General features: G+C 62.5%; 21 protein-coding genes and 1 riboswitch. Of the genes, 11 read left to right on the forward strand and 10 right to left on the reverse strand.

Annotated features, from left to right (window positions below; translation table 11 throughout):
* Nucleotides 1-121 precede the first annotated feature (121 nt).
* Nucleotides 122-1,399 (forward strand): low temperature requirement protein A, encoded by a 1,278-nt coding sequence (locus tag ASD03_RS28085; RefSeq protein ID WP_025427776.1) that lies wholly within the window; start codon nucleotides 122-124, stop codon nucleotides 1,397-1,399.
* Between the two features lie 240 nt (nucleotides 1,400-1,639).
* Here the strand turns inward: ASD03_RS28085 and ASD03_RS28090 are convergent, their stop codons facing one another.
* The 7 genes from ASD03_RS28090 to ASD03_RS28120 all read right to left on the reverse strand — a co-directional run bounded on the left by ASD03_RS28090 (nucleotide 1,640) and on the right by ASD03_RS28120 (nucleotide 8,247).
* Nucleotides 1,640-2,113: a 6,7-dimethyl-8-ribityllumazine synthase gene (locus ASD03_RS28090; RefSeq protein ID WP_025427775.1), complete on the reverse strand. Its 474-nt coding sequence runs from the start codon at nucleotides 2,111-2,113 to the stop codon at nucleotides 1,640-1,642.
* 91 nt (nucleotides 2,114-2,204) lie between these two features.
* A riboswitch (FMN riboswitch) is annotated at nucleotides 2,205-2,354 on the reverse strand.
* Nucleotides 2,355-2,520: 166 nt separating this feature from the next.
* Nucleotides 2,521-2,874 (reverse strand): TfoX/Sxy family protein, encoded by a 354-nt coding sequence (locus ASD03_RS28095; RefSeq protein WP_057217681.1) that lies wholly within the window; start codon nucleotides 2,872-2,874, stop codon nucleotides 2,521-2,523.
* A 194-nt stretch (nucleotides 2,875-3,068) separates the two neighbouring features.
* A complete protein-coding gene (locus ASD03_RS28100) occupies nucleotides 3,069-4,130 on the reverse strand; it encodes an ABC transporter ATP-binding protein (RefSeq protein ID WP_025427773.1) in 1,062 nt (353 codons plus the stop codon).
* A 4-nt stretch (nucleotides 4,131-4,134) separates the two neighbouring features.
* Nucleotides 4,135-4,923, reverse strand: a complete 789-nt coding sequence (locus ASD03_RS28105; RefSeq protein WP_025427772.1) for an ABC transporter permease — start codon at nucleotides 4,921-4,923, stop codon at nucleotides 4,135-4,137.
* Nucleotides 4,920-5,795, reverse strand: coding sequence for an ABC transporter permease subunit (locus ASD03_RS28110; protein WP_025427771.1), 876 nt, complete (start codon nucleotides 5,793-5,795; stop codon nucleotides 4,920-4,922). The genes ASD03_RS28105 and ASD03_RS28110 overlap by 4 nt, the downstream gene beginning before the upstream one ends.
* A 282-nt stretch (nucleotides 5,796-6,077) precedes the next feature.
* Nucleotides 6,078-7,181 carry an ABC transporter substrate-binding protein gene (locus tag ASD03_RS28115; RefSeq protein ID WP_025427770.1) on the reverse strand — a complete coding sequence of 368 codons (1,104 nt, stop codon included), beginning with the start codon at nucleotides 7,179-7,181 and terminating at the stop codon, nucleotides 6,078-6,080.
* Nucleotides 7,182-7,368: 187 nt separating this feature from the next.
* A complete protein-coding gene (locus tag ASD03_RS28120; protein ID WP_025427769.1) occupies nucleotides 7,369-8,247 on the reverse strand; it encodes a MurR/RpiR family transcriptional regulator in 879 nt (292 codons plus the stop codon).
* Nucleotides 8,248-8,420: 173 nt separating this feature from the next.
* Here ASD03_RS28120 and ASD03_RS28125 point away from each other — a divergent pair, with 173 nt between their 5' ends.
* From ASD03_RS28125 to ASD03_RS28155, 7 genes are all read left to right on the forward strand, one after another.
* Nucleotides 8,421-9,194, forward strand: coding sequence for an N-formylglutamate amidohydrolase (locus ASD03_RS28125; RefSeq protein ID WP_025427768.1), 774 nt, complete (start codon nucleotides 8,421-8,423; stop codon nucleotides 9,192-9,194).
* 111 nt (nucleotides 9,195-9,305) lie between these two features.
* Complete coding sequence (locus ASD03_RS28130) at nucleotides 9,306-10,853, forward strand: amino acid permease (RefSeq protein WP_025427767.1); 1,548 nt, start codon at nucleotides 9,306-9,308, stop codon at nucleotides 10,851-10,853.
* Between the two features lie 95 nt (nucleotides 10,854-10,948).
* A complete protein-coding gene (locus ASD03_RS28135; protein ID WP_025427766.1) occupies nucleotides 10,949-12,313 on the forward strand; it encodes a glutamine synthetase family protein in 1,365 nt (454 codons plus the stop codon).
* A gap of 86 nt (nucleotides 12,314-12,399) precedes the next feature.
* The gene (locus ASD03_RS28140) at nucleotides 12,400-13,785 is read left to right on the forward strand and encodes an aldehyde dehydrogenase family protein (RefSeq protein WP_025427765.1); all 1,386 of its coding nucleotides are present in this window, start codon (nucleotides 12,400-12,402) and stop codon (nucleotides 13,783-13,785) included.
* A complete protein-coding gene (locus ASD03_RS28145) occupies nucleotides 13,782-14,930 on the forward strand; it encodes an iron-containing alcohol dehydrogenase (protein WP_025427764.1) in 1,149 nt (382 codons plus the stop codon). Before ASD03_RS28140 ends, ASD03_RS28145 begins: the two co-directional genes overlap by 4 nt.
* 234 nt (nucleotides 14,931-15,164) lie before the next feature.
* A complete protein-coding gene (locus ASD03_RS28150; protein ID WP_025427763.1) occupies nucleotides 15,165-15,884 on the forward strand; it encodes a ParA family protein in 720 nt (239 codons plus the stop codon).
* Between the two features lie 289 nt (nucleotides 15,885-16,173).
* Nucleotides 16,174-17,694 carry a globin-coupled sensor protein gene (locus ASD03_RS28155; protein WP_025427762.1) on the forward strand — a complete coding sequence of 507 codons (1,521 nt, stop codon included), beginning with the start codon at nucleotides 16,174-16,176 and terminating at the stop codon, nucleotides 17,692-17,694.
* A gap of 430 nt (nucleotides 17,695-18,124) precedes the next feature.
* Here the strand turns inward: ASD03_RS28155 and ASD03_RS28160 are convergent, their stop codons facing one another.
* Nucleotides 18,125-19,414 carry an FAD-binding oxidoreductase gene (locus ASD03_RS28160; RefSeq protein ID WP_057217683.1) on the reverse strand — a complete coding sequence of 430 codons (1,290 nt, stop codon included), beginning with the start codon at nucleotides 19,412-19,414 and terminating at the stop codon, nucleotides 18,125-18,127.
* Nucleotides 19,415-19,904: 490 nt separating this feature from the next.
* A complete protein-coding gene (locus ASD03_RS28165; protein WP_025427760.1) occupies nucleotides 19,905-21,332 on the reverse strand; it encodes a L,D-transpeptidase in 1,428 nt (475 codons plus the stop codon).
* A 166-nt stretch (nucleotides 21,333-21,498) separates the two neighbouring features.
* Here ASD03_RS28165 and ASD03_RS28170 point away from each other — a divergent pair, with 166 nt between their 5' ends.
* The 3 genes from ASD03_RS28170 to ASD03_RS28180 all read left to right on the forward strand — a co-directional run bounded on the left by ASD03_RS28170 (nucleotide 21,499) and on the right by ASD03_RS28180 (nucleotide 23,268).
* Entirely contained in the window at nucleotides 21,499-22,344 is an 846-nt protein-coding gene (locus tag ASD03_RS28170; protein ID WP_025427759.1) for a DUF4432 family protein, read from the forward strand.
* A gap of 77 nt (nucleotides 22,345-22,421) precedes the next feature.
* Nucleotides 22,422-22,760 carry a TIGR01244 family sulfur transferase gene (locus tag ASD03_RS28175; RefSeq protein WP_025427758.1) on the forward strand — a complete coding sequence of 113 codons (339 nt, stop codon included), beginning with the start codon at nucleotides 22,422-22,424 and terminating at the stop codon, nucleotides 22,758-22,760.
* A 157-nt stretch (nucleotides 22,761-22,917) separates the two neighbouring features.
* Nucleotides 22,918-23,268: a cupin domain-containing protein gene (locus ASD03_RS28180; RefSeq protein ID WP_025427757.1), complete on the forward strand. Its 351-nt coding sequence runs from the start codon at nucleotides 22,918-22,920 to the stop codon at nucleotides 23,266-23,268.
* A 276-nt stretch (nucleotides 23,269-23,544) separates the two neighbouring features.
* Here ASD03_RS28180 and ASD03_RS28185 read toward each other — a convergent pair whose 3' ends face one another.
* Nucleotides 23,545-25,191 (reverse strand): thiamine pyrophosphate-binding protein, encoded by a 1,647-nt coding sequence (locus ASD03_RS28185; protein ID WP_025427756.1) that lies wholly within the window; start codon nucleotides 25,189-25,191, stop codon nucleotides 23,545-23,547.
* Nucleotides 25,192-25,224 lie beyond the last annotated feature (33 nt).

Consider the following 25,224-nt stretch of genomic DNA (forward strand, 5'->3'; position numbering starts at 1 on the left):
GTTTGAGGCGCGGCGCTGTCGGGTGTTTTGGCAGACCGCCGGGGCACTGCCGGCTTGACGAAGCTTCTGTAAATATTTGAACATGCTTGCATATCGTCACGTCAGCGAGGAATGCCGCCCCATGCCCGACGCCCCAACGACACCGCCGCATGCCGGAAGCCACCGCCTGGCGCGCATGAGCGGCCGCGACACGCACGAACACCACCGCACAGCCACGACGCTCGAGCTTCTGTTCGACCTGACCTTCGTCATCGCCTTCAGCCTTGCGGCATCGCAGCTTGCGCATCTGATGGCCGAAGGACATTTCAAGGCGGGGCTGATCGGCTTCTTCTTCGCCAGCTTCGCCATCTGCTGGGCCTGGATCAATTTCACCTGGTTTGCTTCCGCCTATGACACCGACGACTGGGTGTTCCGGTGCGTGACCATGGTGCAGATGGTCGGCGTGCTGATCCTGGCGATCGGCCTTCCCGCCATGTTCCGCTCGGTCGACGAGGGTGCCCATCTCGACAATGGCGTGATGGTGCTCGGATACGTCGTCATGCGGGTGGCGATGATCTTCCAGTGGCTGCGCGCCGCCGGCCAAGATCCGGCACGACGGCAGGCCTGCATGACCTATGTGGTAGCGATCACGGTTGCGCAACTCGGCTGGGTCGTGCAGATCTTCGTCGACTTCTCGATCGTTGTCACCTTCGCCATGGTCGTGGCGCTCACCGTCATCGAGATGCTCGGGCCCTATATCGCCGAGACGCGGCATGGCGGCACGCCCTGGCATGCCCACCATATTGCGGAACGCTACGGCCTTCTGGCAATCATCGCGCTCGGAGAAGGCGTCGTCGGCACGGTCGCCTCGATCACGGCGGTGGTGGATGGGGAGGGCTGGAACCTCGACGTGGCGCTCGTCTGCCTTGCGGGCACCGGGCTTACCTTCGGCATGTGGTGGATCTATTTCCTGTTGCCGAGTGCCGAGGTCCTGCACGTGCACCGCAGACGCTCCTTCGTCTGGGGCTATGGTCACATGTTCATTTTCGCCGCGATCGTTGCGACCGGTGCGGGCCTGCATGTCGCCGCCTATTACATCGAGCACAAGGCGCATATCGGGTCGCTTGCGACCGTGTTGACGGTGGCGGTCCCGGTCGCGGCCTATATCGCTCTGGTCTACGGCATGTATGCCTATCTGCTGCGGCAGTCGGAACCGCTTCATGCCTGGCTGCTCGCCGGCACGATGCTGCTGCTTGCGGCGTCGATCGCGGCCGCGATGGCGGGCGTCGACATGGCGATCTGCCTGATCATTCTGATGTTTGCGCCGTTCGTGACCGTCGTCGGTTTCGAGGCGGTCGGTCATCGCCACCGGATGGCGGCGCTGGAACGGTGCCTTGATGAGGCAGAGCCGGTGCATTGAACGCCGGGAATTGGCTATTCGAAACAGCGGTTTGCCGGCTGTTGCTGGCGGCTTGATTCAGGTGGTTCAGAGGTTGATTCAAGCAGGCGCCGCGAAGCGGCTCGATGGTTGCGCATCGGAGCGCTGAGCGAGCCTTGCCCCTCACCCTAGCCTTCTCCCCGCAGGCGGGGAGAAGGTGGCCGGCAGGCCGGATGAGGGGTGGCGGCCGGATACGGCGCGGGCTTGCGGCCCGCCAGCAGATCAGGCGTTGAGCAGCGCCAGCTTGGCGCGGGCGTCGAGGATCTGGGCGCAGGCATTGGCGGCTTCTTCGCCCTTGGCGACGAAGTGTTCGCGGAAGAAGGCGATCAGCGGCGCGCTTTCCTGGAAATTGTGCGGCGTCAGCACGGCCGACAGCACCGGCACGTCGGTATCGAGCTGGACGCGCATCATACCGTCGAGCACCGTGCCAGCGACGAAGTCATGGCGGTAGATGCCGCCATCGACGACGAAGGCGGTGCCGAGGATCGCGGCGTAACGGCCGGTCCTGGCAAGCTTCTGCGCGTGCAGCGGGATTTCCAGCGCGCCTGGCACGTCGAAGATCTCGACGTCGGCGGCACTGCCGCCGAACTTCGTCCATTGGGCGACGAAGGCATCGACACAGCGGTCGACGATGTCGGCGTGCCAGCGGGCACGGACAATCGCAATCTTGGCGGTGGGGTGGGAAAGAATAGTCATGGTCTCAAGCCTTCCAGGGTTTGGCGTTTCCAATTTTCCCGTCGGGCGAACATGCACGCGCGCGAAACCCCGGTGTGGGGTCCACGTTCCTGCTTGCTCTCTTCCATCCGGACTGTGACCGTCGGCTCCGGAATCTGACCGGATCTGCTGACCTCCGAAGTAGACCTCCGAAGCGCTCGCGGGCTTCGATCTTTCGATCGCTACCGCCGGTGGGGAGTTTCACCCCGCCCTGAGAACAAGAGCGACTATATAGATCGGCCGTGCCTGGTCAAACGCCTGACGCGACGAAAATCCGGGAAATCGCGACAGATTTTTTCCGTGCCGTATCGCTCCCGGACAAATCTGTTCCCGTCGGGAGCCGCCGTAGTCTGACCTCGGCCGCGTGCCGCGTCGCCGCCACGAGACATTTATCTGCGGACGCGACGCGGGGCTTCGTCTTCGGCGGCGATCGCGCGTGCGGACCAATGGAGCAGCGCCTGCGTGTCATCAAGGCAAGTGACCGGTGCTTCGTAGTAGCGGTGCACGACCACCGGTTTGCCGCCCTTGTTGTAGGTGAACGGCTGACATCCTTCGCTGAGAAGCGCATCTCTCAGGGGCTGATCAACCCTGAAATAGAGGCGATCCTTGATGCTGATGGCGAACTGGCGATCAGCGACAAGATAGGCCCAACCGCCGAAGAAGCGGCCTATGTCAACGGGACCGATATCCGCGAGTTCTTCGTGGATATGGGTGACGAACGCACTCGGCTGCGCTTTAGTCATGGCGGCCGCCGGTGCAAAATGCGCTGTTTTTCATTCGACGGTTCAGGCAATCTCTCCACGGCATGTGCAAGGCAGCTACTGCATGTTTCCTTAAATCCTATTCGATTTAGGGATAAAAACATGCAGCACTTCAAAGCGCTACAGCGACCTTTGCGCGTAACAAGACGCACGCGCTGTAGGGGGACGCTGGAGATCTACTCGCGGATGACGAGCAGGTCCTTGGCGGCAAAGCGGAGCGTGACGTTCGAGCCGAAGGCCGGCGGCGTCAGGCCGGGGTCGTTGAACATGTCGAAGGAGATGACGTCGCCGCCGATGCGCAGCTTGGTGCGGATGACCGAGCCGAGGAAGCTGGTCGAAACCACCTCGCCGGTCAGCGCGGTGTCGCCCCTGGCGCTGTCGGCGATCGAGCCTGCCTCCGGGCGCAGCGCCAGCGAAATGTTGTCGCCACCCTTCATGCCGGCGATCGGCTCCTTCAGCGACACCTGCTGGTTGCCGATGGTGACAGCACCGGCGGCCGGGTCGGCGACCTTGGCTTCGATGATGTTGAGCGTGCCGACGAAGGAGGCGACGAATCGGGTCGCAGGGGTGTTGTAGATCTCGAACGGCGTGCCGATCTGGTCGGCTCGCCCGGAATTCATGACGACGATGCGGTCGGAGATCGACAGGGCTTCTTCCTGGTCATGGGTGACGAAGACAGTGGTGATGCCGAGCTGCTGCTGGATCTGGCGGATTTCCTCGCGCAGCGACACGCGGATCTTGGCGTCGAGCGCCGACAGCGGCTCGTCGAGCAGCAGCACCTGCGGCTTGACGGCGAGGGCGCGCGCGAGCGCCACGCGCTGCTGCTGGCCGCCGGAAAGCTGGTAGGGGAAGCGGTCGGCCAGGTGCTCGAGCTTGATCAGGCTCAGCATCTGCTTGACGCGTGTATCGATCTCCGACTTCTGCGCCCCGGCGACTTTCAGGCCGAAGGCGACGTTGTCGTTGACGTTCATGTTGGGAAACAGCGCATAGGCCTGGAACACCATGCCGATGTTGCGCTGGTTGGGCTTCAGCGTTCCCTGGTCCTTGCTGTCGATGGTGATCGTGCCGCCCGACGGCGTCTCGAAGCCGGCGATCATGCGCAGGATCGTCGTCTTGCCGCAGCCTGACGGGCCTAGGAACGAAACGAACTCGCCCTTGTCGATGACCATGTTGAAGTTGTGCACGACCTGAACCGGGCCGAAGGACTTCTGGATATTGTTCAGTGTCAGGAATGCCATGTGATCAAGCCTTGGCCGGAGCGGATTTCTGGATGCGGGAAACGAGCTGGATCAGACCCATGCTGAGCCAGGTGATGGCGAATGCGATGACCGCGAGCGCCGAAGGCTCATAGGCCTTGTTGGCGCCGACGAGCTGCAGGTACGGACCGAAGGCCGGGCGGTTGAGCAGCGCGGCCATGGTGAATTCGCCCATGACGATCGCAAAGGTGATGAAGGCGCCGGAGAGCACGCCACTCATGACGTTGGGGAAGATGCAGCGAAACAGGATCGTCGGCCATTTGGCGCCGAGGCTTTCGGCGGCTTCCGTCAGCGTGCGGACGTCGATCGCCCGCATCGCGGTATCGACCGCCCGGTACATGTAGGGCAGGGACAGCGTCATGTAGGAGAACATCAACAGCGCATTGGTGCCGGAGATCGAGCCGGTCAGCGGGATCCACGACGAGGAGTTGTAGAGGCGCAGATAGCCGAAGACGATGACGATCGCCGGGATGACCAGCGGCAGAAGGGTGATGAATTCGATGATCGGGCGCACCTGCGGCAGGCGAAGGCGGACCCAATAGGCGGTCGGCACCACCAGCAGCATGCCGAAGACGATGGTCAACACGGCCATCATCATCGAATAGCCGAAGGTCTCGCGGAACTGCAGGTCGGAGAAGACCGAGCGATAGGCGTCGAACGAGTATTCGCCGCGGCGCATGCGCAGCGAGAATTCCAGCGTGCCCAGCAGCGGGATGATGAAGTAGCTTGCACCGATGGCGATGGCGATCCAGGCGCCGAGACGTTGTGCTTTCATTTCTGCCACCGTTCGGCGCGCATACGCAGCCAGATATAGAGAACGTTCGAGATGCCGGTGATGACGATCATGCCGAGCGCCAGCGCATAGCCGAGGTTCGGATTGTGCAGCACGTCGCCGCGGATCTGCGCATAGAGCAGGATCGGCACGATGTTGAGCGAGGACCCGGTCAAGGCATAGGCCGTGGCGATCGCGCCGAAGGCGTTGGCAAACAGTAGGAGCGTGGTGCCGAGCAGGCTCGGCCACAGGATCGGCAGCGCCACCATGCGCCAGTACTGCCAGGTCGAGGCGCCAAGGATTTCAGAGGCTTCGCGCCATTCTTTCTTCAGACCATCGAGCGCCGGCGTCAGGATCAGCACCATCAGCGGGATCTGGAAATACATGTAGGTGATGGTCAATCCGAAAAACGACAGCAGGTTGAAGCCGGTCGAATAGAGATTGAAGCCGAACCATTCGCGCAGGAAGACGGTGACGAGGCCGGTGCGCCCGAGGGTCGCGAGGAAGGCGAAGGCGAGCGGCACGCCGGCGAAGTTCGAGGCGACGCCCGAAAAGGTCAGGAGGCCCGAGCGGATCCAGGTCGGCACGCCGCCGAGCACGATTGCCCAGGCGAGGAAGAAGCCGATCAGCGCGCCGCCGATCGAGGACGCGATCGAGATCCGGATCGAGATCCAGTAGGCGCTGAGGATCGAGGGCGTGAACAGATCGCCGATGTTCTTGAAGGTAAAGCTGCCATCGGGCGTCAGGAACGCGCCGGTGACGAGATAAAGCGTCGGGATGATCAGGAACAGCAGCGCGAAAAGCATGAAGGGGGCAATGCCGAGCCAGTCGATGACGGCTCGCTTGCTGATCAAGGTCGGTGAAGCGGTGCTCATATAGGCTTTCTGTCCCGAGGCTTGCAGTGACCTTTGCGCGTCCGCATGAACGCACAAAGATCGCCTTAGCGCTTTGATTTGCTGCAAAATTCCTTAGATCGATACCGAGCTAAGGAATTGTGCACGAGATTAAACCATGTCGCGCAAAAGCGTGTTGCGGTTTGCGACAACGACATGCGCAAAAACAAGACCTTAAAGCGCAGCAAGCGAATCCTGGTGATCGTGACGCGCTTTAGGGAAACCTCCCCGCGCCGAGGCGCGGAGAGGCGGAAGTCATGGATATTACTGCACGTTTGCGCCGACGACGCTATCCCACTTGGTGGTAATCGCTTCCTTGCCCTTGGCCTGCTCTTCGAGCGTCGGGAAGACAGCCTTTTCGTAGGCTGCTGCCGGCGGCAGCTTGTCGAGCAGTTCCTGCGGGATCTTGCCGTTCTTGGCGAGGTCGTTGAAGCGGATCGGGTGGCAATAGCCCTTCAGCCAGCCGAGCTGACCTTCGTCGGAATAAAGATACTCCATCCACAGCTTTGCCGCGTTCGGGTGCGGCGCGTAGGCCGAGATCGCCTGGACGTAGACGCCGGCGACGACGCCCGAAGCCGGAACGACGACTTCAACCGGCGGGTTGCCGTTGAGGCTGTCGCGCCAGGAAAGGCCGTTGTAGTCCCAGGCGATCACGACCGGGGTCGAGCCCTGCGCGAGCGAGGCGGACTTGCCGATAACCGGAACGAAGTTGCCGGCCTTGTTGACTTCGGCGAAGAAGCCGAGGCCCGTTTCACCAGCCTTGACGGCATCGGTTTCGCCAGCGGCGAGGCCGGCGGCGTAGACGGCCTGAACCGCCTGGTTGGAGGCGCGCGGGTCGCCGGCCATGGCGACCGAGTTGGCGTAGTCCGACTTCTTCAGGTCGGCCCAGTCCTTCGGCACGTCCTTGACGATGTCGGTGTTCACCACGAAGGAGAGAACGCCGTAGTAGTCGCCGTACCAGTAACCTTCGGCGTCCTTGGCCGAATCCGGGATCGAATCCCAAGTGGAGACCTTGTAGGGCTGGATCAGGCCTTCGGCCTTGGCCGACGGACCGAAGGAGAGACCGACGTCGATGACGTCAGGCGCCTGCGGGCCGGTGTTGCCCTTGTTGGCCTTGATGGCTTCGATTTCGTCGCCCGAACCGGCATCCGGGTTCAGCTCGTTGACTTCCAGGCCATACTTGGCCTTGAAGCCTGCGATGACGTCGCCATAGCCGCACCAGTTGTGCGGAAGTGCGATGGTGGTCAGCGAGCCTTCCTTTTTGGCGGCGGCGATGAGCTCTTCGCTCGGCTCGGCAGCGGCGATGGCCGTCGTTGCCAGAAGCATGGCGGTGGAAAGCGAGAGCAGGCGTTGAGTCGTTGAAATCACTGGCGTTCTCCTTATGGGTTTTCAGTCAATTTCGGCGATGCTGTTAAAGAGATGCGATGAAACTTGTGTGACAGCGATCTGTCTGTTCGCGCCGCGCATGTCGTTGGAAGAACAATTCTTTTTTCGACACGGCGCCTTCACTGAAACACACGTGCATAAAATTCCGTGAACGTGCCGGCCACTCCTCCTAAACCGGTTTGCGAAAGATGCGGGTCGAATCGAACAATCCCTCTAGCGTCTTCATCCGGTCGCGGGTTGCGTCCCAGTTGGTGCTCTGGACGGCCTCGATCAGGGCCTCGACCAGAAACAGGATCACCACTGAACTGTCCCAGGCCGAGGGCACCTCGATCTGCGAGCGGAAGACCTTGGAGGCGGATTTTGCCACCGGCGAGCTCCAGCGATCGGTGAAGAGGACGATCTCGACGCCGCGTTCGCGCGCCGATTTCGCCAGCGTCTCCATTTCCTGCTCGTAACGGCGGATGTCGAAGAGAATCAGCACGTCGCCGTGGCGCATGTCGAGCACGTAGTGTGGCCATGCGCTGGCATTCGACGCGATTTCGGTGACACCAGGGCGGATCACCTGCAGATGGGTGAAGAGATAATCGGCAACGGCGCGGGTGATGCGGCCGCCAAGCAGATAGACGTTGCGCTTGCGGTCGGCGATAAGGGCGACCGCCTCGTCGAATTCGCGCGGCTCGATCTGCGCCAGCGTCTCGCGCATGTTGTTCATGGCGGCATCGGCAAAGCGATTGAGCGTGTGGGTGCCCGGCGCGCTTGCGGCCCAGCGGTCATGCTTGGTGATCGGGTTGGAAATCGTGGCTTCCAGCTCCTGGTGCAGCCGCGACTGGAAATCGGGAAAGCCTTTGAAACCAAGCTTTTGCACCATGCGGGCGACGGTCGGAGTCGATACGCCGGCGTTCTCGGCGACCGTGGTGATCGAACCGAGTCCCGATACGGGATAGTTGTCGAGAAGTGTCTCTGCCAACTGTCTTTCCGCGCGGGTCAGCGCGGCGAAGTGGGCGTTGATCACATCCGACACCGTCGTGGGTGTCGCCTTGCTAGTCATAGTCTCCCCTGAACTGGTCTAACGCCAGTTTGTGACAGATTAAACATCGCTGTCACAATTGGAGTCAATCGCAATTTTGAAGAGATCGTTTCAGATTTCGATTGACACTCGCTAATCTCTGAACAAATCTTTTCATTAACGAACGTCTAACGGGGCAAGAGGGGATGCCGGTGTTGACGCGACTTTTGACCGATACAGATGGCGATCCGGTTGCGATCGAGAACGCGGCCGGGAGAGGCGATATCGTTCTCGTTTGCGAACATGCGTCGCGCCGGGTGCCGGAGCGTCTCGGTTCGCTCGGCCTTTCGCCGCAGGCGCTCGAAAGCCACATTGCCTGGGACCCGGGCGCGCTCGCGGTTGCAGAGTTTCTGTCGCGCAAGCTCGACGCGGTCCTGATCTACCAGCGCTTTTCGCGCCTTGCCTATGATTGCAACCGCCCGCCGGAGGCCGACGGCGCCATGCCTGCCGTCAGCGAAGTCTATGAGGTTCCGGGCAACCGCGACATGGCGGAGGAGGAGCGCCGGGCACGGGTCGACGAGATCTACCTGCCGTTTCACGACGCCATCAGCCAGTTCGTGACCGAGCGCAAGGCCAAAGGCCGACCGCCGGTGGTCGTCACGATGCATTCGTTCACGCCCGTCTATTTCGGCAAGCCGCGTTCCGTCGAAGTGGGCATCCTGCATGATGCCGACAGCCGGCTCGCCGATCAGATGCTGACCTTCGCAACCAGGGGCAAGGTCGCCTACGATATCCGCCGCAACGAGCCTTACGGGCCGGCCGACGGCGTTACGCACAGTCTGATCGAATACGGCGTCCACAACGGGCTGCCGAATGTGATGATCGAGATCCGCAACGATCTCATTCGAAACGAGATCGGCCAGAGGGTCATGGCCGATTATCTGGAAGGGCTGCTCAGCAAAGGCGTGGCAGCGCTTTCAGCAAAATAAAGACCCTGGGGAGCGGCTTTGCCGCGGTCCTGTTCCGGCTTGCCGGGGCAGGTGGTGATGGGACCCTGCTGCAATGGGGCGGTCGGGTCTGAAGAAATCAGGGGAAGAAAAATGTCAGACTACAGTGATCTCGACAAAAAGCAGGACATGCAGGTCCTGCATTCGATGGGCTATGCCCAGGAGCTCGAGCGGCGAATGAGCCAGTTCTCGAACTTCGCGGTCTCATTCTCCATCATCTGCATTCTCTCCGGCGGCATCAACTCGCTGGCGCAGGCGACGTCGGGTGCGGGTGGGGCCGCAATCGGCATCGGCTGGCCGCTTGGCTGCTTCATTTCGCTCGTCTTTGCCGTCGCCATGGCGCAGATCAGCTCGGCCTATCCGACGGCCGGCGGCCTTTATCACTGGGGCTCGATCCTCGGCAACCGCTTCACCGGCTGGGTAACCGCCTGGTTCAACCTGCTCGGTCTCGTCACCGTTCTCGGCGCCATCAACGTCGGCACCTATTACTTCTTCATGGGCTCGTTCGGCACGCCGTATTTCGGTCTTGCGGATACGACGCTCACCCGCATCATCTTCCTTGCGGTCATCACGGGCGCTCAGGCGCTGGTAAACCACATGGGCATCGGGCTTACGGCCAAGCTCACCGACTTCTCGGGTTACCTGATCTTCGCAACGGCGATCCTGCTTGCGCTCGTGTGCCTTGCCGTCGCCGACAGCTACGACATCGCCCGCCTCTTCACCTTCTCCAACTATTCCGGCGAGACGGGTGGAAACGTATGGCCGGCGACCTCGGGCACCTGGGTGTTCCTGCTCGGCCTGTTGCTGCCGATCTACACGATCACCGGCTACGACGCCTCCGCGCACACCTCGGAAGAAACCGTAAAGGCGGCAGAATCCGTGCCGCGCGGCATGGTCTCGTCGGTGCTGTGGTCGGCGCTGTTCGGCTACATCATGCTTTGCTCCTTCGTGCTGATGCTGCCGAACATGGACGAAGCCGCCAAGCAGGGCTGGAACGTGTTCTTCTGGGCAATGGACGCGCAGGTTCACCCTGTGATCAAGGACGTGCTCTACCTCGCCATCCTCGTCAGCCAGTGGCTGTGCGGCCTGGCAACCGTCACGTCGGTCTCGCGCATGATCTTCGCCTTCTCGCGTGACGGCGGCCTGCCGGCGTCCAAGGCTCTGGCCAAGGTCAGCCCGAGCTACCGCACGCCGGTGGCTGCGATCTGGACCGGTTCGATCCTCTCCGTGCTCTTCGTCTGGGGCTCGTCGCTGGTCTCGATCGGCGAAACGCCGGTCTATACGATCGTCGTATCGTGCACCGTCATCTTCCTGTTCTTCTCCTTCGCGATCCCGATCACGCTCGGTCTGTTCGCCTGGGGTACGTCGAAGTGGGACAAGATGGGTCCGTGGAACCTGGGCGAGGGCATGTTCAAGCTCTTCGCGGTGCTCTCGATCATCGCCATGGTGCTGATCTTCGTTCTCGGCATCCAGCCGCCAAACGACTGGGCGCTCTACATCACCGTCGGCTTCTTGGCGCTGACTGCGATCATCTGGTTCGGCCTGGAAAACCGCCGGTTCCGCGGTCCGCCGATCGGCGATGAAGTGGCTCGCCGCCAGGCGGAAATCGCCGCTGCCGAAAAGGCGGTCGGCCAAGTCTAACCAATAATAAAATGGGCGGGAGCGCATCTGCAGCTTCCGCCTTTCTTTTTGCGGCCACGGGAACGGCCGCTTGCCGAAACATGGGATGAAATTTGATGAGCTATTCGTTCGAGCAATTGAAAGAGGATGTCGCCGCCGGCCGCATCGATACGGTTCTCGCCTGCCAAGTCGACATGCAGGGCCGGCTGATGGGCAAGCGCTTCCACGCGCAGTATTTCGTCGACAGCGCCTGGCAGGAAACGCATAGCTGCAACTACCTGCTGGCGACCGACATGGAGATGGAGACCGTCTCCGGCTACAAGGCGACGAGCTGGGAGAAGGGCTATGGCGACTACACGATGAAGCCGGACCTTTCGACGCTGCGGCGCATTCCGTGGCTCGAAGGCACCGCACTCGTGCTGTGCGACATGCTCGATCATCACACCCATGCCGAAGTGCCGCATTCACCGCGCGCCATCCTGAAGAAGCAGATCGCGCGGCTGGAGGCGATGGGCCTCAAGGCGTTCATGGCGAGCGAGCTCGAATTCTTCCTGTTCGATCAGACCTATGACGACGCGCGCCAGTCCGGCTATCGCGACCTGCAGCTGGTCAGCGGCTACAACGAGGACTACCACATCTTCCAGACCACCAAGGAAGAGGATGTAATGCGGGCGATCCGCAACGGCCTGCAGGGCGCGGATATCCCGGTCGAGAATTCCAAGGGCGAGGCGTCCGCCGGCCAGGAAGAGATCAACGTGCGCTATGCCGACGCGCTGACGATGGCCGACCGGCATGCGATCATCAAGAACGGCTGCAAGGAGATTGCCTGGTCGCGCGGCAAGGCGATCACCTTCCTCGCCAAGTGGAACTATTCGGCCGCGGGCTCCTCCTCGCATATCCACCAGTCGCTGTGGAGCCCTGACGGCAAGACGCCGAAATTCTTCGACAAGGACGGCAAATACGGCATGTCGGAGCAGATGCGCCAATATGTGGCCGGCCTGCTCAGCCACGCCAGCGAGATCACCTATTTCCTCGCGCCCTACATCAACTCCTACAAGCGCTTCATGGCCGGCACCTTCGCGCCGACCAAGGCGGTGTGGAGCAAGGACAACCGCACGGCCGGCTACCGCCTCTGCGGTGAAGACACCAAGGCGATCCGCATCGAGTGCCGCGTCGGCGGCTCCGATCTCAACCCTTATCTCGCCTTCGCGGCTTTGCTCGCGGCCGGCATTTCCGGTATCGAAGGCAAGATGGAACTGGAAGCGCCCTTCGTCGGCGATGCCTACGGCGGCAAGAACGTGCGCGAGATCCCGCGCACCCTGCGCGCCGCCACCGAGGCGCTGACGGGGTCCAAGATGCTGCGTGCCGCCTTCGGCGACGACGTCATCGACCACTATGTCCGCGCGGCCGAGTGGGAGCAGGAAGAATACGACCGTCGCGTCACCGACTGGGAAGTGGCGCGCGGCTTCGAGCGGGCCTGACAAGGCCGGAAACTTAGATCTCAGTGGCCGGTCCGGTACCAAGGGCCGGCTACGCCGTCATTCGAAATGGAAGCAGGAAGACGATCATGAGCATGATCAAGTGTATTTCTCCGGTGAACGGAGAGGTTTATGCCGAGCGCCCGGCGCTGCCGCTGGAAATGGCCAAGCAGGCCGTCGCCCACGCGCGCCAGGCGCAGAAGAGCTGGGCCCGCCGTCCGCTGGACGAGCGCGTCAACCTGGTACTATCAGGCGTTGCCCGTCTCAACGAGATGGTCGACGAGGTCGTGCCGGAACTGGCCTGGCAGATGGGCCGGCCGGTGCGCCACGGCGGCGAGTTCAAGGGTTTCAACGAGCGCTCGAACTATGTCGCTTCGATTGCTGCCGACGCGCTGAAGCCGATCCTCGTCGAAGAGAGCGACCGCTTTGGCCGTCGTATCGAGCGCGAGCCGCATGGCGTGGTCTTCGTCATCGCGCCGTGGAACTACCCCTACATGACCGCGATCAACACGGTCGCGCCGGCGCTGATGGCCGGCAACACGGTGGTCATCAAGCATGCCAGCCAGACGATCCTCGTCGGCGAACGCATGGTGCGCGCCTTCGTCGAGGCCGGCGTTCCGGCCGACGTGTTCCAGAACGTTTTCCTCGACCATGAGACGACGGCGGCGCTGATCGCGGCGAAAAGCTTCGACTTCATCAACTTCACCGGCTCGGTCGAAGGCGGCCGGTCGATCGAGCGCGCGGCCGCCGGAACGTTCACCGGTCTCGGCCTCGAACTCGGCGGCAAGGATCCGGGCTATGTCATGGAAGACGCCGATCTCGATGCGGCCGTCGACACGCTGATGGATGGCGCTACCTTCAATTCCGGCCAGTGCTGCTGCGGCATCGAGCGCATCTATGTGCATGAATCGCTCTATGACGCCTTCGTCGAGAAGTCGGTTGCCTGGGTGTCGAACTACAAGCTCGGCAACCCGCTCGATCCGGAAACGACGCTTGGCCCGATGGCGCACAAGCGCTTCGCCGCAACTGTGCGCGAGCAGATCGCCGATGCGATCGCCAAGGGCGCCAAGGCGCTGGTCGATCCGAAACTATTCCCGCAGGATGATGGCGGCGCCTATCTCGCGCCGCAGGTGCTTGTTGATGTCGATCACTCGATGGCCTTCATGCGCGAAGAAACCTTCGGTCCGGCGGTCGGCATCATGAAGGTGAAGAGCGACAGCCAGGCGATCGAGCTGATGAACGATTGCCAGTACGGTCTGACCGTGTCGCTGTGGACCCAGGATGCGGACCGCGCCTCGCGCATCGGCCGCGACCTTGAAACCGGCACCGTTTTCATGAACCGCGCCGACTATCTCGATCCGGCCTTGTGCTGGACCGGCGTCAAGGAAACCGGCCGCGGCGGCTCGCTTTCGGTCATCGGCTTCCAGAACCTTACCCGTCCGAAATCCTACCATCTGAAGAAAGTCACAGCATGACGATCACCGCGAACTGGAGCTACCCGACCGCCATCAAGTTTGGCGCCGGCCGGATCAAGGAGCTTGCCGAACATTGCAAGGCTGTCGGCATGAAGAAGCCGCTGTTGATCACCGACCGTGGCCTGGCGCCGATGCCGATCACGCAGAATGCGCTCGATATCCTCGAGGCCAACGGCCTTGGCCGGGCGATCTTCGCCGACGTCGATCCGAACCCGAATGACGTCAACCTCGCCGCCGGCGTCAAGGCGTTCAAGGACGGCGGCCATGATGGCGTCGTCGCCTTCGGCGGCGGTTCCGGCCTCGATCTCGGCAAGTGCGTGGCCTTCATGGCCGGCCAGAGCCGCCGCCCGGTCTGGGACTTCGAGGATGTCGGCGACTGGTGGACACGTGCGAGCGTCGAAGGCATCGCGCCGATCGTCGCGGTGCCGACGACAGCGGGCACCGGCTCAGAGGTTGGCCGCGCCAGCGTCATCACCAACTCCGCCAGCCATGTGAAGAAGGTGATCTTCCACCCGAAGTTCCTGCCAGCCGTCACCATCTGCGACCCGGAACTGACGGTCGGCATGCCGAAAGTGATTACCGCCGGCACCGGCATGGACGCCTTTGCCCATTGCCTGGAAGCCTATTCTTCGCCGTTCTACCATCCGATGTCGGCCGGTATCGCGCTTGAAGGCATGCGCCTGGTCAAGGAATACCTGCCGCGCGCGTACAAGGACGGCACCGATATCGAAGCACGCGCCAACCTGATGAGCGCGGCCGCCATGGGTGCCGTCGCCTTCCAGAAGGGGCTCGGCGCGATCCATTCGCTGTCGCATCCGGTCGGTGCGATCTACAACACCCATCACGGCATGACCAATGCCGTGGTGATGCCGCCGGTGCTGCGCTTCAACCGCAGCGCGATCGAGGACAGGATCGTCAGGGCGGCCGCCTATCTCGGCATTTCCGGTGGCTTCGACGGTTTCTACGACTACGTGCTGAAGCTGCGCGAGGAACTCGGCGTTCCCGACAAGCTTTCCGCACTCGGCGTCGGCACCGACCGTATCGACGAGATGTCGGAAATGGCGATCGTCGATCCGACCGCCGGCGGCAACCCGGTTGAACTGACGCTCGATGCGGCCAAGAAGCTGTTCAGGGAGTGCATTTGACCGCCGGCAAGTCGCTCTAAAGTAACTGACCGTTAATTTTCTTCGGCCCGGGAAACCATTGGTTTTCCGGGCTTTTTCGCGCCCTGCCTGCGGATTGGGCAGGGCGGGGGTTAATCTTCGCCAACGAAAATTTCCAATTCGTTAACCATGTTCTGAAAGGTTCTATTAAGCGGCATTGCCCGGCGAAGCATCGGTTGGGCAGGCCACGGAACACAGGACAGAATGAGGAAGAAGATGGCGGTCATCACATTCGCCAATGCAAAGGGCGGCGCGGGCAAGACGACGGCGGCGCTGATCCTGTCGACGGAACTGGCGAGACAGGGACACCGTGTTGTGGTCCTCGATGCCGATCCGCAGCGTTGGATCACCAGCTGGGCGGAAAACTCCGGCCAGATCGCCAATCTCTCCGTCATCTCGCATATCACGCCGGCATCGCTGGAATGTCATATCCGGGAAATGAAGGACGAAGCCGACTACATCATCATCGACCTCGCCGGCGCCAAGGATCAGATCGTCGCTTTGGCTCTCGCTCTTTCCGACCAGGTGCTGATCCCGGTGCAGGGCTGCGCGATGGATGCGCGCGGTGCCGTGCAGATCCTCGAGCTCATCCGCCAGATCGAGGACAGGTCGCGTGTGCGCATCAACCATTCCGTCGTTCTCACCCGGGTCAATTCTCTGGTGACGACGCGGGCGCTGCAGACCATCAAGACTTTGCTTGCTTCGCGCGGCGTCTCCGTGCTCGACACGCCGATCGTCGAGCGCGTTGCCTATCGCGAGATTTTCGACTGCGGCGGCACGCTTCAGTCGATGGATGATACCCGCGTCAGCAACCTCGACAAGGCCCGCGAAAATGCAGCTGCGCTTGCCAAGGAAGTGCAGGCTCTGACGCCGGTGAGGGCGCGCCGCTCCTGGGCTTCGCGTGCACCATCCTGGGCGACGCGGCGCGCGGCCTGATCAGGGATCGGCATACGAAGTTAGCCGCTTTGAAGACTGCCATAACCGGAATTGATGTTCGTCAATTCCGGTTGAATCGCGTTGCGACCACCCGAAAAGGCTGTTGCCCGTAAGGCTTCCTTTACCATGGGCTTATACCAGTGCTGGTGGAAAGCGATTGCACCTTATGGCGGTTTGCGAGGGTGCAGGTAGCCGCCATGATTGCGGCAAGGATTGTGGATTCGACCTTTCTCGCTTGGTCTCCCGTCCAGCTTCCATGATCCAGCAAGAGCATGCAGGGAAATCGCGCATGAAAACGGAACACGTCGCTGCCGGCAAGGAAGACATTGCCGGTCGTCTCAATTTCATGGCGCTTGACGATGCCGCCAAGGCGAGCCTGAAGGCCCTGAAGCCGATCCTCGAAAAGGAGCTGGCGCCGGCGCTCGACAAGTTTTACGCCCGGGTCAAAAAGACGCCGGAGACGAACCGCTTCTTCTCGTCGGATGCGCACATCAACCGCGCCAAGGGCGCGCAGGTCGGCCACTGGGCCAACATCGCCGACGCCAATTTCAACGACGAATATGGCGCGAAGGTCCGCACCATCGGCCAGGTGCACGCCCGTATCGGGCTGGAGCCGCGCTGGTATATCGGCGGCTACGCGCTGATCGCCGAACATCTGATCACGGAGATCGTCAAAGCGAATTGGCCAAAGGGCGGTCTGTTTTCGCGCCAGACGACCTCGGCGGAAGAGATGAGCGCGATGCTTTCGAGCCTCGTCAAGGGCATGTTCCTCGACATGGACCTGTCGATCTCGGTCTATATGGACGCCTCCGACGTCACGAAGCAGCGCGCGGTGCAGGAAGAGGTACTGGCGACCGAACGCAAGCTCGTCAGCCAGACCTTCGGCGTTGCCCTGAAGAAGATCTCCGACGGTGACCTGACGGCGCGCATCGCCGCCGATTTGCCGGTTGCCTACGAGGAACTCGGCGAGAACTTCAACCATGCGATCAGCGAGCTTGCCCGCGCGATCGGCGGCATCGAGGCCGGCGCCAGCCAGATCCATCTGAGCGCCAAGGAAATTGCGGCAGCAGCCAACGATCTCGCCAAGCGCACCGAACGCCAGGCGGCAAACCTCGAGGAGACGGCCGCTGCCGTCGAACAGGTGACGCGCACCGTCAAGCAGACGGCCGAAGGCGCCGATCAGGCGAACTCGACGGTGATTGCCGCCCGCGCCAATGCCGAGCGGAGCGGCGAGGTGGTCAGCCACGCGATTGAGGTGATGCAGGAAATCCAGACCTCGTCTGCGAGCATCGCCCGCATCGTCGACGTCATTGACGAGATTGCCTTCCAGACCAACCTGCTTGCGCTCAACGCCGGCATCGAGGCGGCGCGTGCCGGCGAGGCGGGCAGGGGCTTTGCGGTTGTCGCTTCGGAAGTGCGGGCGCTCGCCCAGCGCTGCGCCGATGCGGCCAAGGACATCCAGGGCCTGATCGCCAAGTCGCGCGGCCAGGTGGATGATGGCGTCAGCTCGGTCAACCAGGTCGCCCAGTCGCTGCAGCAGATCGTCTCGCAGGTGGTCGAAGTCAGCTCGGTCTTCGGCAACATCCGCGCCAGCACGGCGGAACAGGCCACCGGCCTGCAGGCGGTCAATACGGCGATCGGCCAGATGGATCAGATCACCCAGCAGAATGCTGCCATGGTTGAAGAAGCCAATGCCGCGAGCCAGGCGCTGACGGTGGAATCAGAACAGATCGCGCTGAAGCTGAAGGCGTTCCAGACGTCTACCCAGGTTCACGTCGGCACCGCGTCCGGTTATCGCCGCGCGGCCTGAGCCCACGTATCGCAGTATGGGCAATAGCGCCTCGGATCATCCCGGTCCGGGGCGCTGTCTATTATAGCCAGAGTTTTATGAGCGCACTTGGATCGCCGCGAAGTTCGTAGGAATTTCGGCGTCCGCTGTGATCATGGTAAGTTTTGACCACTCAGTCAGCCCCGAGCTTGTCTTCGTGACGTTCCGTCCCCGGGCTTCACTTCTCCGGTCGTCATCCTCGGGCTTGACCCGAGGATCCCGTTCTGCAGTTCCACGAAAGCACATGCCAATTTCGCGTGGCAGGCCCTGGATCCTCGGGTCAAGCCCGAGGAAGACGGAGGATGGGGTGCCACCTGCGCATGAACGTGCGTCGACATGGCGCCCGTCTCAGACGGAGTTCACCATCTTCGATGTCTGCAAGGGATGTCTCGTCGCGCGTTGACGAAACCGCTCAGAACCGGCGGTCGACCAGATGCTTGGCCTGTGCGCCCGCATGGTAGAAGGCGGACTTGACGCTGCGCCAGGTGTCGGGCGTCACAGGCGTTTCGGCAAGCGGGATCGCGGAGGTCTGGCCGGTGACGTGGTCGGCGAGCGCCTTGCCGAAGACGGTGCCGGGTGCGATGCCGCGGCCGTTGTAGCCGCTGACGGAGACGACGTTCGGCGCCAGCGCATGCATGGCCGGCAGGTTGTTGGTCGTCATGCCGATGCGGCCGTCCCACCAGTATTCGAAGCGGAAATCGCCGATATAGGGGAAGAGCTTGCGCACGGAGCGGGCGGCGAAGGCGCGGTGCGTGCCCTCGGCCATCGCATCGAGCCGGCCGATCGAACCGAAGATCAGGCGGTTCTGCTGGTCCATGCGGAACGAGGTCATGACAAGGCCCGTATCCCATGTGCCCTGGCGCTCCGGCAGGATGCGGCTTGCGACCTTTTCCGGCAGCGGATTGGTGGCGAATTGGAAGTAGGGCAGGATCGTCAGTTCCTGCGTGTGTTCCTGCCACGGGGTCTCGGCAAACATGCCGCCATAGGCATTGGTGGCGAGGATCACCTGCTTGGCCCTGACGATGTTCTGGCCGGCTCTCAGCACCCAGGTTTCGCCCTTGCGTTCGGCGCCGACGAGCGCAGTGTCGGTATAGATCTCGGCACCGGCGGCAAGGGCCGCACGGGCAAGGCCGCGGGCATAGGCAAGCGGCTGGATCGTGCCGGCGCGACGATCGAGAAGCGCACCGGAGAAACCTTCAGCGCCCGAGAGCGCGCTCGATCGCTCGGCCGAGAGAACCTCGACCGGCGCTCCGCGCTTCTTCCATTGGGTCTCGCGGTCGCTGATATCCTTCAAGCCTTCGGCGCCGACGGCCATGTGCAGGGTGCCGTTGCGGACGGCTTCGCAGGAGATGCCGTGCTTCTCGACCAGGGCATAGACCATTGCCGGGCCGTCGCCGAGTTCGCCGAGCAGGCGGTTGCCGGCCTCGAGCCCCAGCGTCGCGATCAGATCGTCGGGCTTGACCCACATGCCGGCATTGACGAGGCCGACATTGCGGCCGGAGCCGCCGAAGCCGATCATCTTCGCCTCGATCGCCGTGGCCTTGACGCCTTTTTCCGCGAGATGAAGTGCAGCCGAAAGACCGGTGAAGCCGCCGCCGATGATGGCGACATCTGTCGTCAGGTCGCGGGCAAGCGGGCGCGTGTCCGGCGCTGCCGGTGCCGTCGCATGCCAGAGGTTGGGCAAGGTGCGCTCGGTCGCCATCGCGGACATTCCTTCGGTCAAGGGCCTGAAATTTAGAGGTGGCTAAGTGATAGGGCCATCGCCTCGAAAATTCTCATGACAATGTTTCATGAGGTCATGAGGGGTTTCATGAGGTCATGAAGGTTGACTGTGGGGCGTCCGCAAAAAAATGACCGCAGCCGGTTCGTGGGCGGCCGCGGTCTGGGTCGTGTCGGTGGAGTAGTCGGGTGTAAATGTCTTTGCCGGGTCGGCGGTCCGCCGCACCGGCCCTATGGGTTCCGATGAAAATAACCTGACCGATGACGTCATCGATCAGGCAAGCTCATTTTCAACGGAGACATGTCGCTGTCACTCCCCCAATTGGGGGACGGGATGCGAAAAAAGCTGCGATTTCAGTCAATTCCACCGGGGTTCCTACGCGGCAACGCTTGCCACGGTCGGCAAAGAAGAAAGCCCGGGTGGTACCCGGGCTTTGATCGTTTTCTGCGGGATGTATCGAGCGGCTGATGCCTCAGTCTGCGAATTCGACCGTGACGCCGACACTCACCATCTTGGCAAGTTCCGTTGCGTCCCAGTTGGTCAGGCGAACGCAGCCGTGGCTCTGGGTCTTGCCGATCTTGGAGGGCTCCGGCGTGCCATGAATGCCGTAGGTCGGCTTCGAGAGCGCGATCCAGACCGTGCCGACCGGGCCGTTCGGCCCCGGCTGCAGCGTCAGGATCTTGTCGTTGTTGCCCTGCTTGAAGTTGATCTTCGGGTTGTAGGTGTAGCCGGGATTGAGCGCGATGCGCTCGACATTGACGATGCCTGACGGCGAGGGCGTGTCGGACGAGCCGATCGTTGCCGGGTAGGCGGCGACGAGCTTGTCGGCGGCATCATAGGCCAGAACCTGCTTGCGGGCCTTGTCGGCAACGATGCGCGCGACCTTTTCCTTGCGGTTTTCTCCGGGATTGATGACCTTGATGATCGTGCCCGGAATGGTGAAGTCCACGCCTGGGTTGAGCTCGCGCAGATAGGTCTCGTCCATGTGGAACTTCTCGCCGAGCATTTCGGTCGTCGCGGTGAAGGACATGTGCGGCAGCATCGCCTTGTGGGCGTAGTCGTCGGGGATCGAGGCGACATAGGGGCCTGCGGCATCGGCGGCCGTGATCGTATAGCTGGTGATCGGCAGGCCGCCGTTCATGCGCAGGCGCTCGAGGATATCTTCGGTGTTGTTCGGATCGAGCGTTTCGCCGGTTGACTGCTGCCAGGCCTCGATCGCCTTGGTGACGTTCGAGCCCATCTTGCCGTCGATGACGCCGGGCGAGAAACCTTCGCGGTCGAGGAAGACCTGCAGCGCGGTGATTTCGGCGCGCGACTTGGACTTGACCGATATGGCCGGCGGCATGGACTGCCGCAATGGCTGCTCATATTGCGGATCGATCGCCGCCTCTTCGCTGCCGTCGATCAGGCCGGGCAGGCTGTTGGGCAGGTCGTTGCGCTCGACCGAGGGCGGCACCACGTCGCGATAGGCCGGATCGCGATAGTCTTGAATGGATCCGGTGACATCGCCCGGCTCGGAATAGCCGTAGCCGCGGTCGCCGTTGCGGCGGTTGGAATAGACATCGACGTCGCCCTGGCGGCGATAGGCGCGATAGCCGTCGGACGGTACTACGGTTGCGACCACGTTGCCCCAGTTGTCGACCAGCACGGTGCGGCCGCGACGGTCACGCATGGTGCGCACTTCATCGGGGCCCGGCATATAGTCGAGAATTTCGCCTTCCGGCGTCACCAGCATCACGTCGCCATTGCCGCGGCGATTGCGGCCGTAACCTTCCTGAGCAAAGGCGGATGCAAGATCCACGGCGAGGAAGCCGGCTGCGGCGAGGAGCGAGAGGCCGGTGCGGGTCGCTGACGTCACGATAAAACCTGTTCTCATGGTGGTTGATGTGGCGCGGTACATTTGGATTTCGACGTTAATGTGAAAAAAGTGAATTCATCATGAATAAGCGGTTAAATTCTATCTAGGCGCACCCTTAGCAGCTTTCAACCGATGAAAAACAGCCCCTGTCGGCTATCATGTCTTTGTGATCGCTGTGATTCCCGTGAGTTGGACTGGAGGCTGGTGCATGCGAACGAGATTTGATGCACCCGATAACGAACAGGAGAATCATCTGCTGTTCGACCGTCTGTCGGCACTCGATATCGCCGCCTTCGTCGTTGATGGCGTCGATCTTTCGCCGGGTACCGCGATCCCCTCCGATGGCGACCCGCGCATCGACCGGGCACTCGCCGGTTTTCTCTTTACCTGCGGACCAGACCACATCCGCCATCCCGAACCGATTGCCGGCCGCGGGGAAGGCACGCGCTATCCCTTGCACGGTTCGCTTGCCGGCACGCCGGTCAAGCACACGCACATGTCCGCCGACACCACGCTTTGCATCGCCACCGTCGAGGTCAATCTTGCCGATGGCGGCCACGCGCTCCTGGAACGGCGCTGGCATGTGGATGCGGACCGACATGAGGTGATGCTGGAAGACCGGCTCACCAACACCGGCGCCGGCGCCTTTCCGCCGATGATGATGTACCACCTCAATATTGCCGGCCGACTGGTCGGCGACGCGACCCGCATAACCAGTCCCTCTTTTGCCGAGGGTGAACGGGCCTGGCGCTTCGGCGAGGGCGAGAGCGCGCATTTCTGCATCCCGGCCAGCGTCGGGGCCGACGGCTGGTCCGAAGTGGCGCTTTCGCCGCTGGTCGGTGCGGGCGGGAAGTGCTTGGCGGTGCGCTTTCGCGCCGACACGCTGCCTTACTTGCAGATGTGGCGCTGTCAGCGTGGTGCGGCCGATGTCATCAGCATCGAGCCTGCGTCGCATCGCCTCGCCAAGCGGCCGGAGCTTGCTGCTGCCGGTGAGCTGCAACTGCTCGAGCCCGGGCAGACACAGACCTATGCGCTTGCCTTCGGTGTCTCCTGACTGAGCGATTGGAATTGACGCCGGCGGGCACCGCGCCTACATCAGTGGCCAAGGTTTTTTGCAGGGATTAAGCGACCATGGACATCCGCCCGATCAACGATGAATACTCGGTTTCCGGCCAGATCACGGTCGAAGACCTCGACCAGATCAAGGCGCTTGGCTTCAAGTCCATCGTCTGCCACCGCCCCGATTTCGAGGCGCCGGACCAGCCGACCTTCGATTCCATCGCAGCGCGCGCGCAGGAGCTGGGCATCGAGACCATGCACATCCCGGTCGGCCCGATGGGCGTGACGGCGGATGCGGTCCAAAAGATGGTCGACGCGCTTGACGAATTCCAGCGCCCGATGCTCGGCTATTGCCGCTCCGGCGCTCGCTCGACGGCGGTCTTCCAGCAGACACAGCATATTCGCGGCTGAGCCGGCCTACCGCAGCATAAGGGCGCACTTCGTGCGCCCTTTGCGACGATGTGTCCTCGGGTCCACATAGCCCCCAAGGGATGCATGCCCCAGGGAATGCGCACCTGACGCGCCGGCTCGACCGCGGTTCGGATACACGAACGGCGGAGGATATGGCATGACGGGAATACATTTGATCGAACGCGAGCAGTGGGCTGAAAAGCCCGATGTCTGGCAGGGCGAGTTCCAGGGCGGCTCCTATGGCGCCGACGTTTCGGTGATGTTTTATACCACCGACAAGGTTGGCGGCGGGCCGAAGCTGCACCGTCATCCCTATCCCGAGACCTTCATCATCCGCACCGGCCGCGCGCTGTTTACCGTCGGCGATCGCAAGATCGAGGCAGAAGCCGGGCAGATCGTCGTGGCGCCGGCCAACGTGCCGCACAAGTTCGAAAACCTCGGACCTGGGCGCCTGGAAACCACCGACCTGCATGTGACCGGTGCGTTTGCGACGGAGTGGCTGGAATAAGCAAGAAGCGGCAACTCAGTATAGAGGAGGACACCACCTCCCTGCGTCGTCGACACGACGCAGCTGGATTCCTGTGACAAGCACAGGAATGAGGGAGCGCTAGGAGGTGTCGCAGCGCGCATGCCGCGTTTGCGGAGATGTGCGATCACGTCGGAAACGGGCTCGGTTGGCCGCAACAGTTCCATGCCCTCATTCCTGTGCTTGTCACAGGAATCCAGCCACGGCGCGTCGGCGCCGTGATTGAAGCGTGCTCGAAGGAAAACCTGCCCGTTCCGCTCAGCCTTTCCTTATTTCGCTCAGCGTGCGCGTCGGGGTGATGGCTTCCGGATCGAGCTTGATCTCGATGATCGCCGGCTTGCCGCTGGCGCGGGCGCGCAGGAATGCATCGGCAAACTCCTCAGTCTTTTCCACCGTCTCGCCGTGGCCGCCATAGGCGCGGGCAAGGGCGGCAAAGTCAGGATTGGTCAGGTCCGTGGCGCTGACGCGGCCGGGATAATCCCGCTCCTGGTGCATGCGGATCGTGCCGTAGATGCCGTTGTTGACAACCACAGTGATGATCGGCAGGCGGTAACGCACGGCAGTTGCGAATTCCTGACCGTGCATCAGGAAACAGCCGTCGCCGGCAAAGCAGATGACTTCGCGATCCGGGTGCAGATGCTTGGCGGCAACGGCTGCCGGCAGGCCGTAACCCATGGAGCCGGAGGCGGGGGCTGCCTGTGTTGCGTATCTGCGGAAGCGGTGGAAGCGATGCACCCAGGTGGCGTAGTTGCCGGCGCCGTTGGTGAAGATGGTGTCTTCCGGTGTGTTCGCCTCGATCCAGTTCATGATCGGGCCCATGCGCACGTCGCCGGGGCCGGTTTCCGGCGGTGTCGACCACTTGAGGTAACCTTCATGCATCGCCCTGGTGCGTGCCGACCACACCGGCTCGGCCGCTGGCGCGAGCCCTTCGAGTGCTGTGACGAAATCGCGGGGGCTGGCGGCGATCGGCAGTTCCGGCCGATAGACGCGGCCGAGTTCGGATGCATCGGGGTGGACATGGACAAGCGTCTGGCGCGGATAGGGCGCATCCATCAGCGTATAGCCGGACGACGGCATTTCGGAGAAGCGCCCTCCGACCAGAAGCACCAGATCAGCTTCCTTGATCTCTTTTGCCAGCGCCGGGTTGATGCCGATGCCGACATCGCCGGCATAGTTGGGGTGCAGGTGGTCGAACAGCATCTGGCGGCGGAAGGAGCAGCCGACAGGCAGGCTCCAGCGTTCGGCAAAGCGCTGGAATTCGGCGACGCTGTCAGCCGTCCAGCGCGTGCCGCCGAGGATGGCGATCGGGCGCTTGGCGCCTTCGAGCAGCGCGCCGAGCTGCTTGATCTGGGACGGACCCGGATGGCCCTCGACCGGCTGGTAGGGCTTTGCCGCTGGCGCCTCGGCGCTGCGCGTAAGCATGTCCTCGGGAAGCGTCAGCACGACCGGGCCCGGCCGGCCTGAGGTCGCGACCGCGAAGGCGCGGGTGACGAATTCGGGAATGCGGGCGGGATCGTCGATCTCGCCGACCCATTTCGCGACCTCGGTGAAGGCGCGGCGATATTCGATCTCCTGGAAGGCTTCGCGCTCGCGAGCCTCGCTCTGGACCTGGCCGATGAACAGGATCATCGGGATCGAATCCTGCCGGGCCACATGCAGGCCGGCCGACGCATTGGTGGCGCCGGGGCCGCGCGTTACCATGCAGATGCCGGGCTCGCCGCTGAGCCGCCCCCAGGCATCGGCCATCATTGCAGCGCCCCCCTCCTGGCGGCAGACGACGACATCGATGTCGGTGTCGTAGAGCGCATCCAGCACCGCCAGATAGCTTTCCCCCGGTACGCAGGCGATGCGTTTGACGCCATTGGCGACGAGCGCGTCGACGACGAGCTGACCTCCAGTTTTCATGCTTTCCTCCCGATAGTCATTCTTTTGTTTTCA

Source organism: Ensifer sp. Root127 (genome assembly GCF_001425225.1).
GTDB classification, from domain to species: Bacteria; Pseudomonadota; Alphaproteobacteria; order Rhizobiales; family Rhizobiaceae; genus Ensifer; species Ensifer canadensis.

What these genes read in the sequence shown, in the direction of transcription:
- ASD03_RS28085 (WP_025427776.1), top strand. Translation starts at nt 122, where the DNA reads ATGCCCGACGCCCCAACGACACCGCCGCATGCCGGAAGCCACCGCCTG.
- ASD03_RS28090 (WP_025427775.1), bottom strand. Translation starts at nt 2,113, where the DNA reads ATGACTATTCTTTCCCACCCCACCGCCAAGATTGCGATTGTCCGTGCC.
- ASD03_RS28095 (WP_057217681.1), bottom strand. Translation starts at nt 2,874, where the DNA reads ATGACTAAAGCGCAGCCGAGTGCGTTCGTCACCCATATCCACGAAGAA.
- ASD03_RS28100 (WP_025427773.1), bottom strand. Translation starts at nt 4,130, where the DNA reads ATGGCATTCCTGACACTGAACAATATCCAGAAGTCCTTCGGCCCGGTT.
- ASD03_RS28105 (WP_025427772.1), bottom strand. Translation starts at nt 4,923, where the DNA reads ATGAAAGCACAACGTCTCGGCGCCTGGATCGCCATCGCCATCGGTGCA.
- ASD03_RS28110 (WP_025427771.1), bottom strand. Translation starts at nt 5,795, where the DNA reads ATGAGCACCGCTTCACCGACCTTGATCAGCAAGCGAGCCGTCATCGAC.
- ASD03_RS28120 (WP_025427769.1), bottom strand. Translation starts at nt 8,247, where the DNA reads ATGACTAGCAAGGCGACACCCACGACGGTGTCGGATGTGATCAACGCC.
- ASD03_RS28130 (WP_025427767.1), top strand. Translation starts at nt 9,306, where the DNA reads ATGTCAGACTACAGTGATCTCGACAAAAAGCAGGACATGCAGGTCCTG.
- ASD03_RS28135 (WP_025427766.1), top strand. Translation starts at nt 10,949, where the DNA reads ATGAGCTATTCGTTCGAGCAATTGAAAGAGGATGTCGCCGCCGGCCGC.
- ASD03_RS28140 (WP_025427765.1), top strand. Translation starts at nt 12,400, where the DNA reads ATGAGCATGATCAAGTGTATTTCTCCGGTGAACGGAGAGGTTTATGCC.
- ASD03_RS28145 (WP_025427764.1), top strand. Translation starts at nt 13,782, where the DNA reads ATGACGATCACCGCGAACTGGAGCTACCCGACCGCCATCAAGTTTGGC.
- ASD03_RS28150 (WP_025427763.1), top strand. Translation starts at nt 15,165, where the DNA reads ATGGCGGTCATCACATTCGCCAATGCAAAGGGCGGCGCGGGCAAGACG.
- ASD03_RS28155 (WP_025427762.1), top strand. Translation starts at nt 16,174, where the DNA reads ATGAAAACGGAACACGTCGCTGCCGGCAAGGAAGACATTGCCGGTCGT.
- ASD03_RS28160 (WP_057217683.1), bottom strand. Translation starts at nt 19,414, where the DNA reads ATGGCGACCGAGCGCACCTTGCCCAACCTCTGGCATGCGACGGCACCG.
- ASD03_RS28165 (WP_025427760.1), bottom strand. Translation starts at nt 21,332, where the DNA reads ATGTACCGCGCCACATCAACCACCATGAGAACAGGTTTTATCGTGACG.
- ASD03_RS28170 (WP_025427759.1), top strand. Translation starts at nt 21,499, where the DNA reads ATGCGAACGAGATTTGATGCACCCGATAACGAACAGGAGAATCATCTG.
- ASD03_RS28175 (WP_025427758.1), top strand. Translation starts at nt 22,422, where the DNA reads ATGGACATCCGCCCGATCAACGATGAATACTCGGTTTCCGGCCAGATC.
- ASD03_RS28180 (WP_025427757.1), top strand. Translation starts at nt 22,918, where the DNA reads ATGACGGGAATACATTTGATCGAACGCGAGCAGTGGGCTGAAAAGCCC.
- ASD03_RS28185 (WP_025427756.1), bottom strand. Translation starts at nt 25,191, where the DNA reads ATGAAAACTGGAGGTCAGCTCGTCGTCGACGCGCTCGTCGCCAATGGC.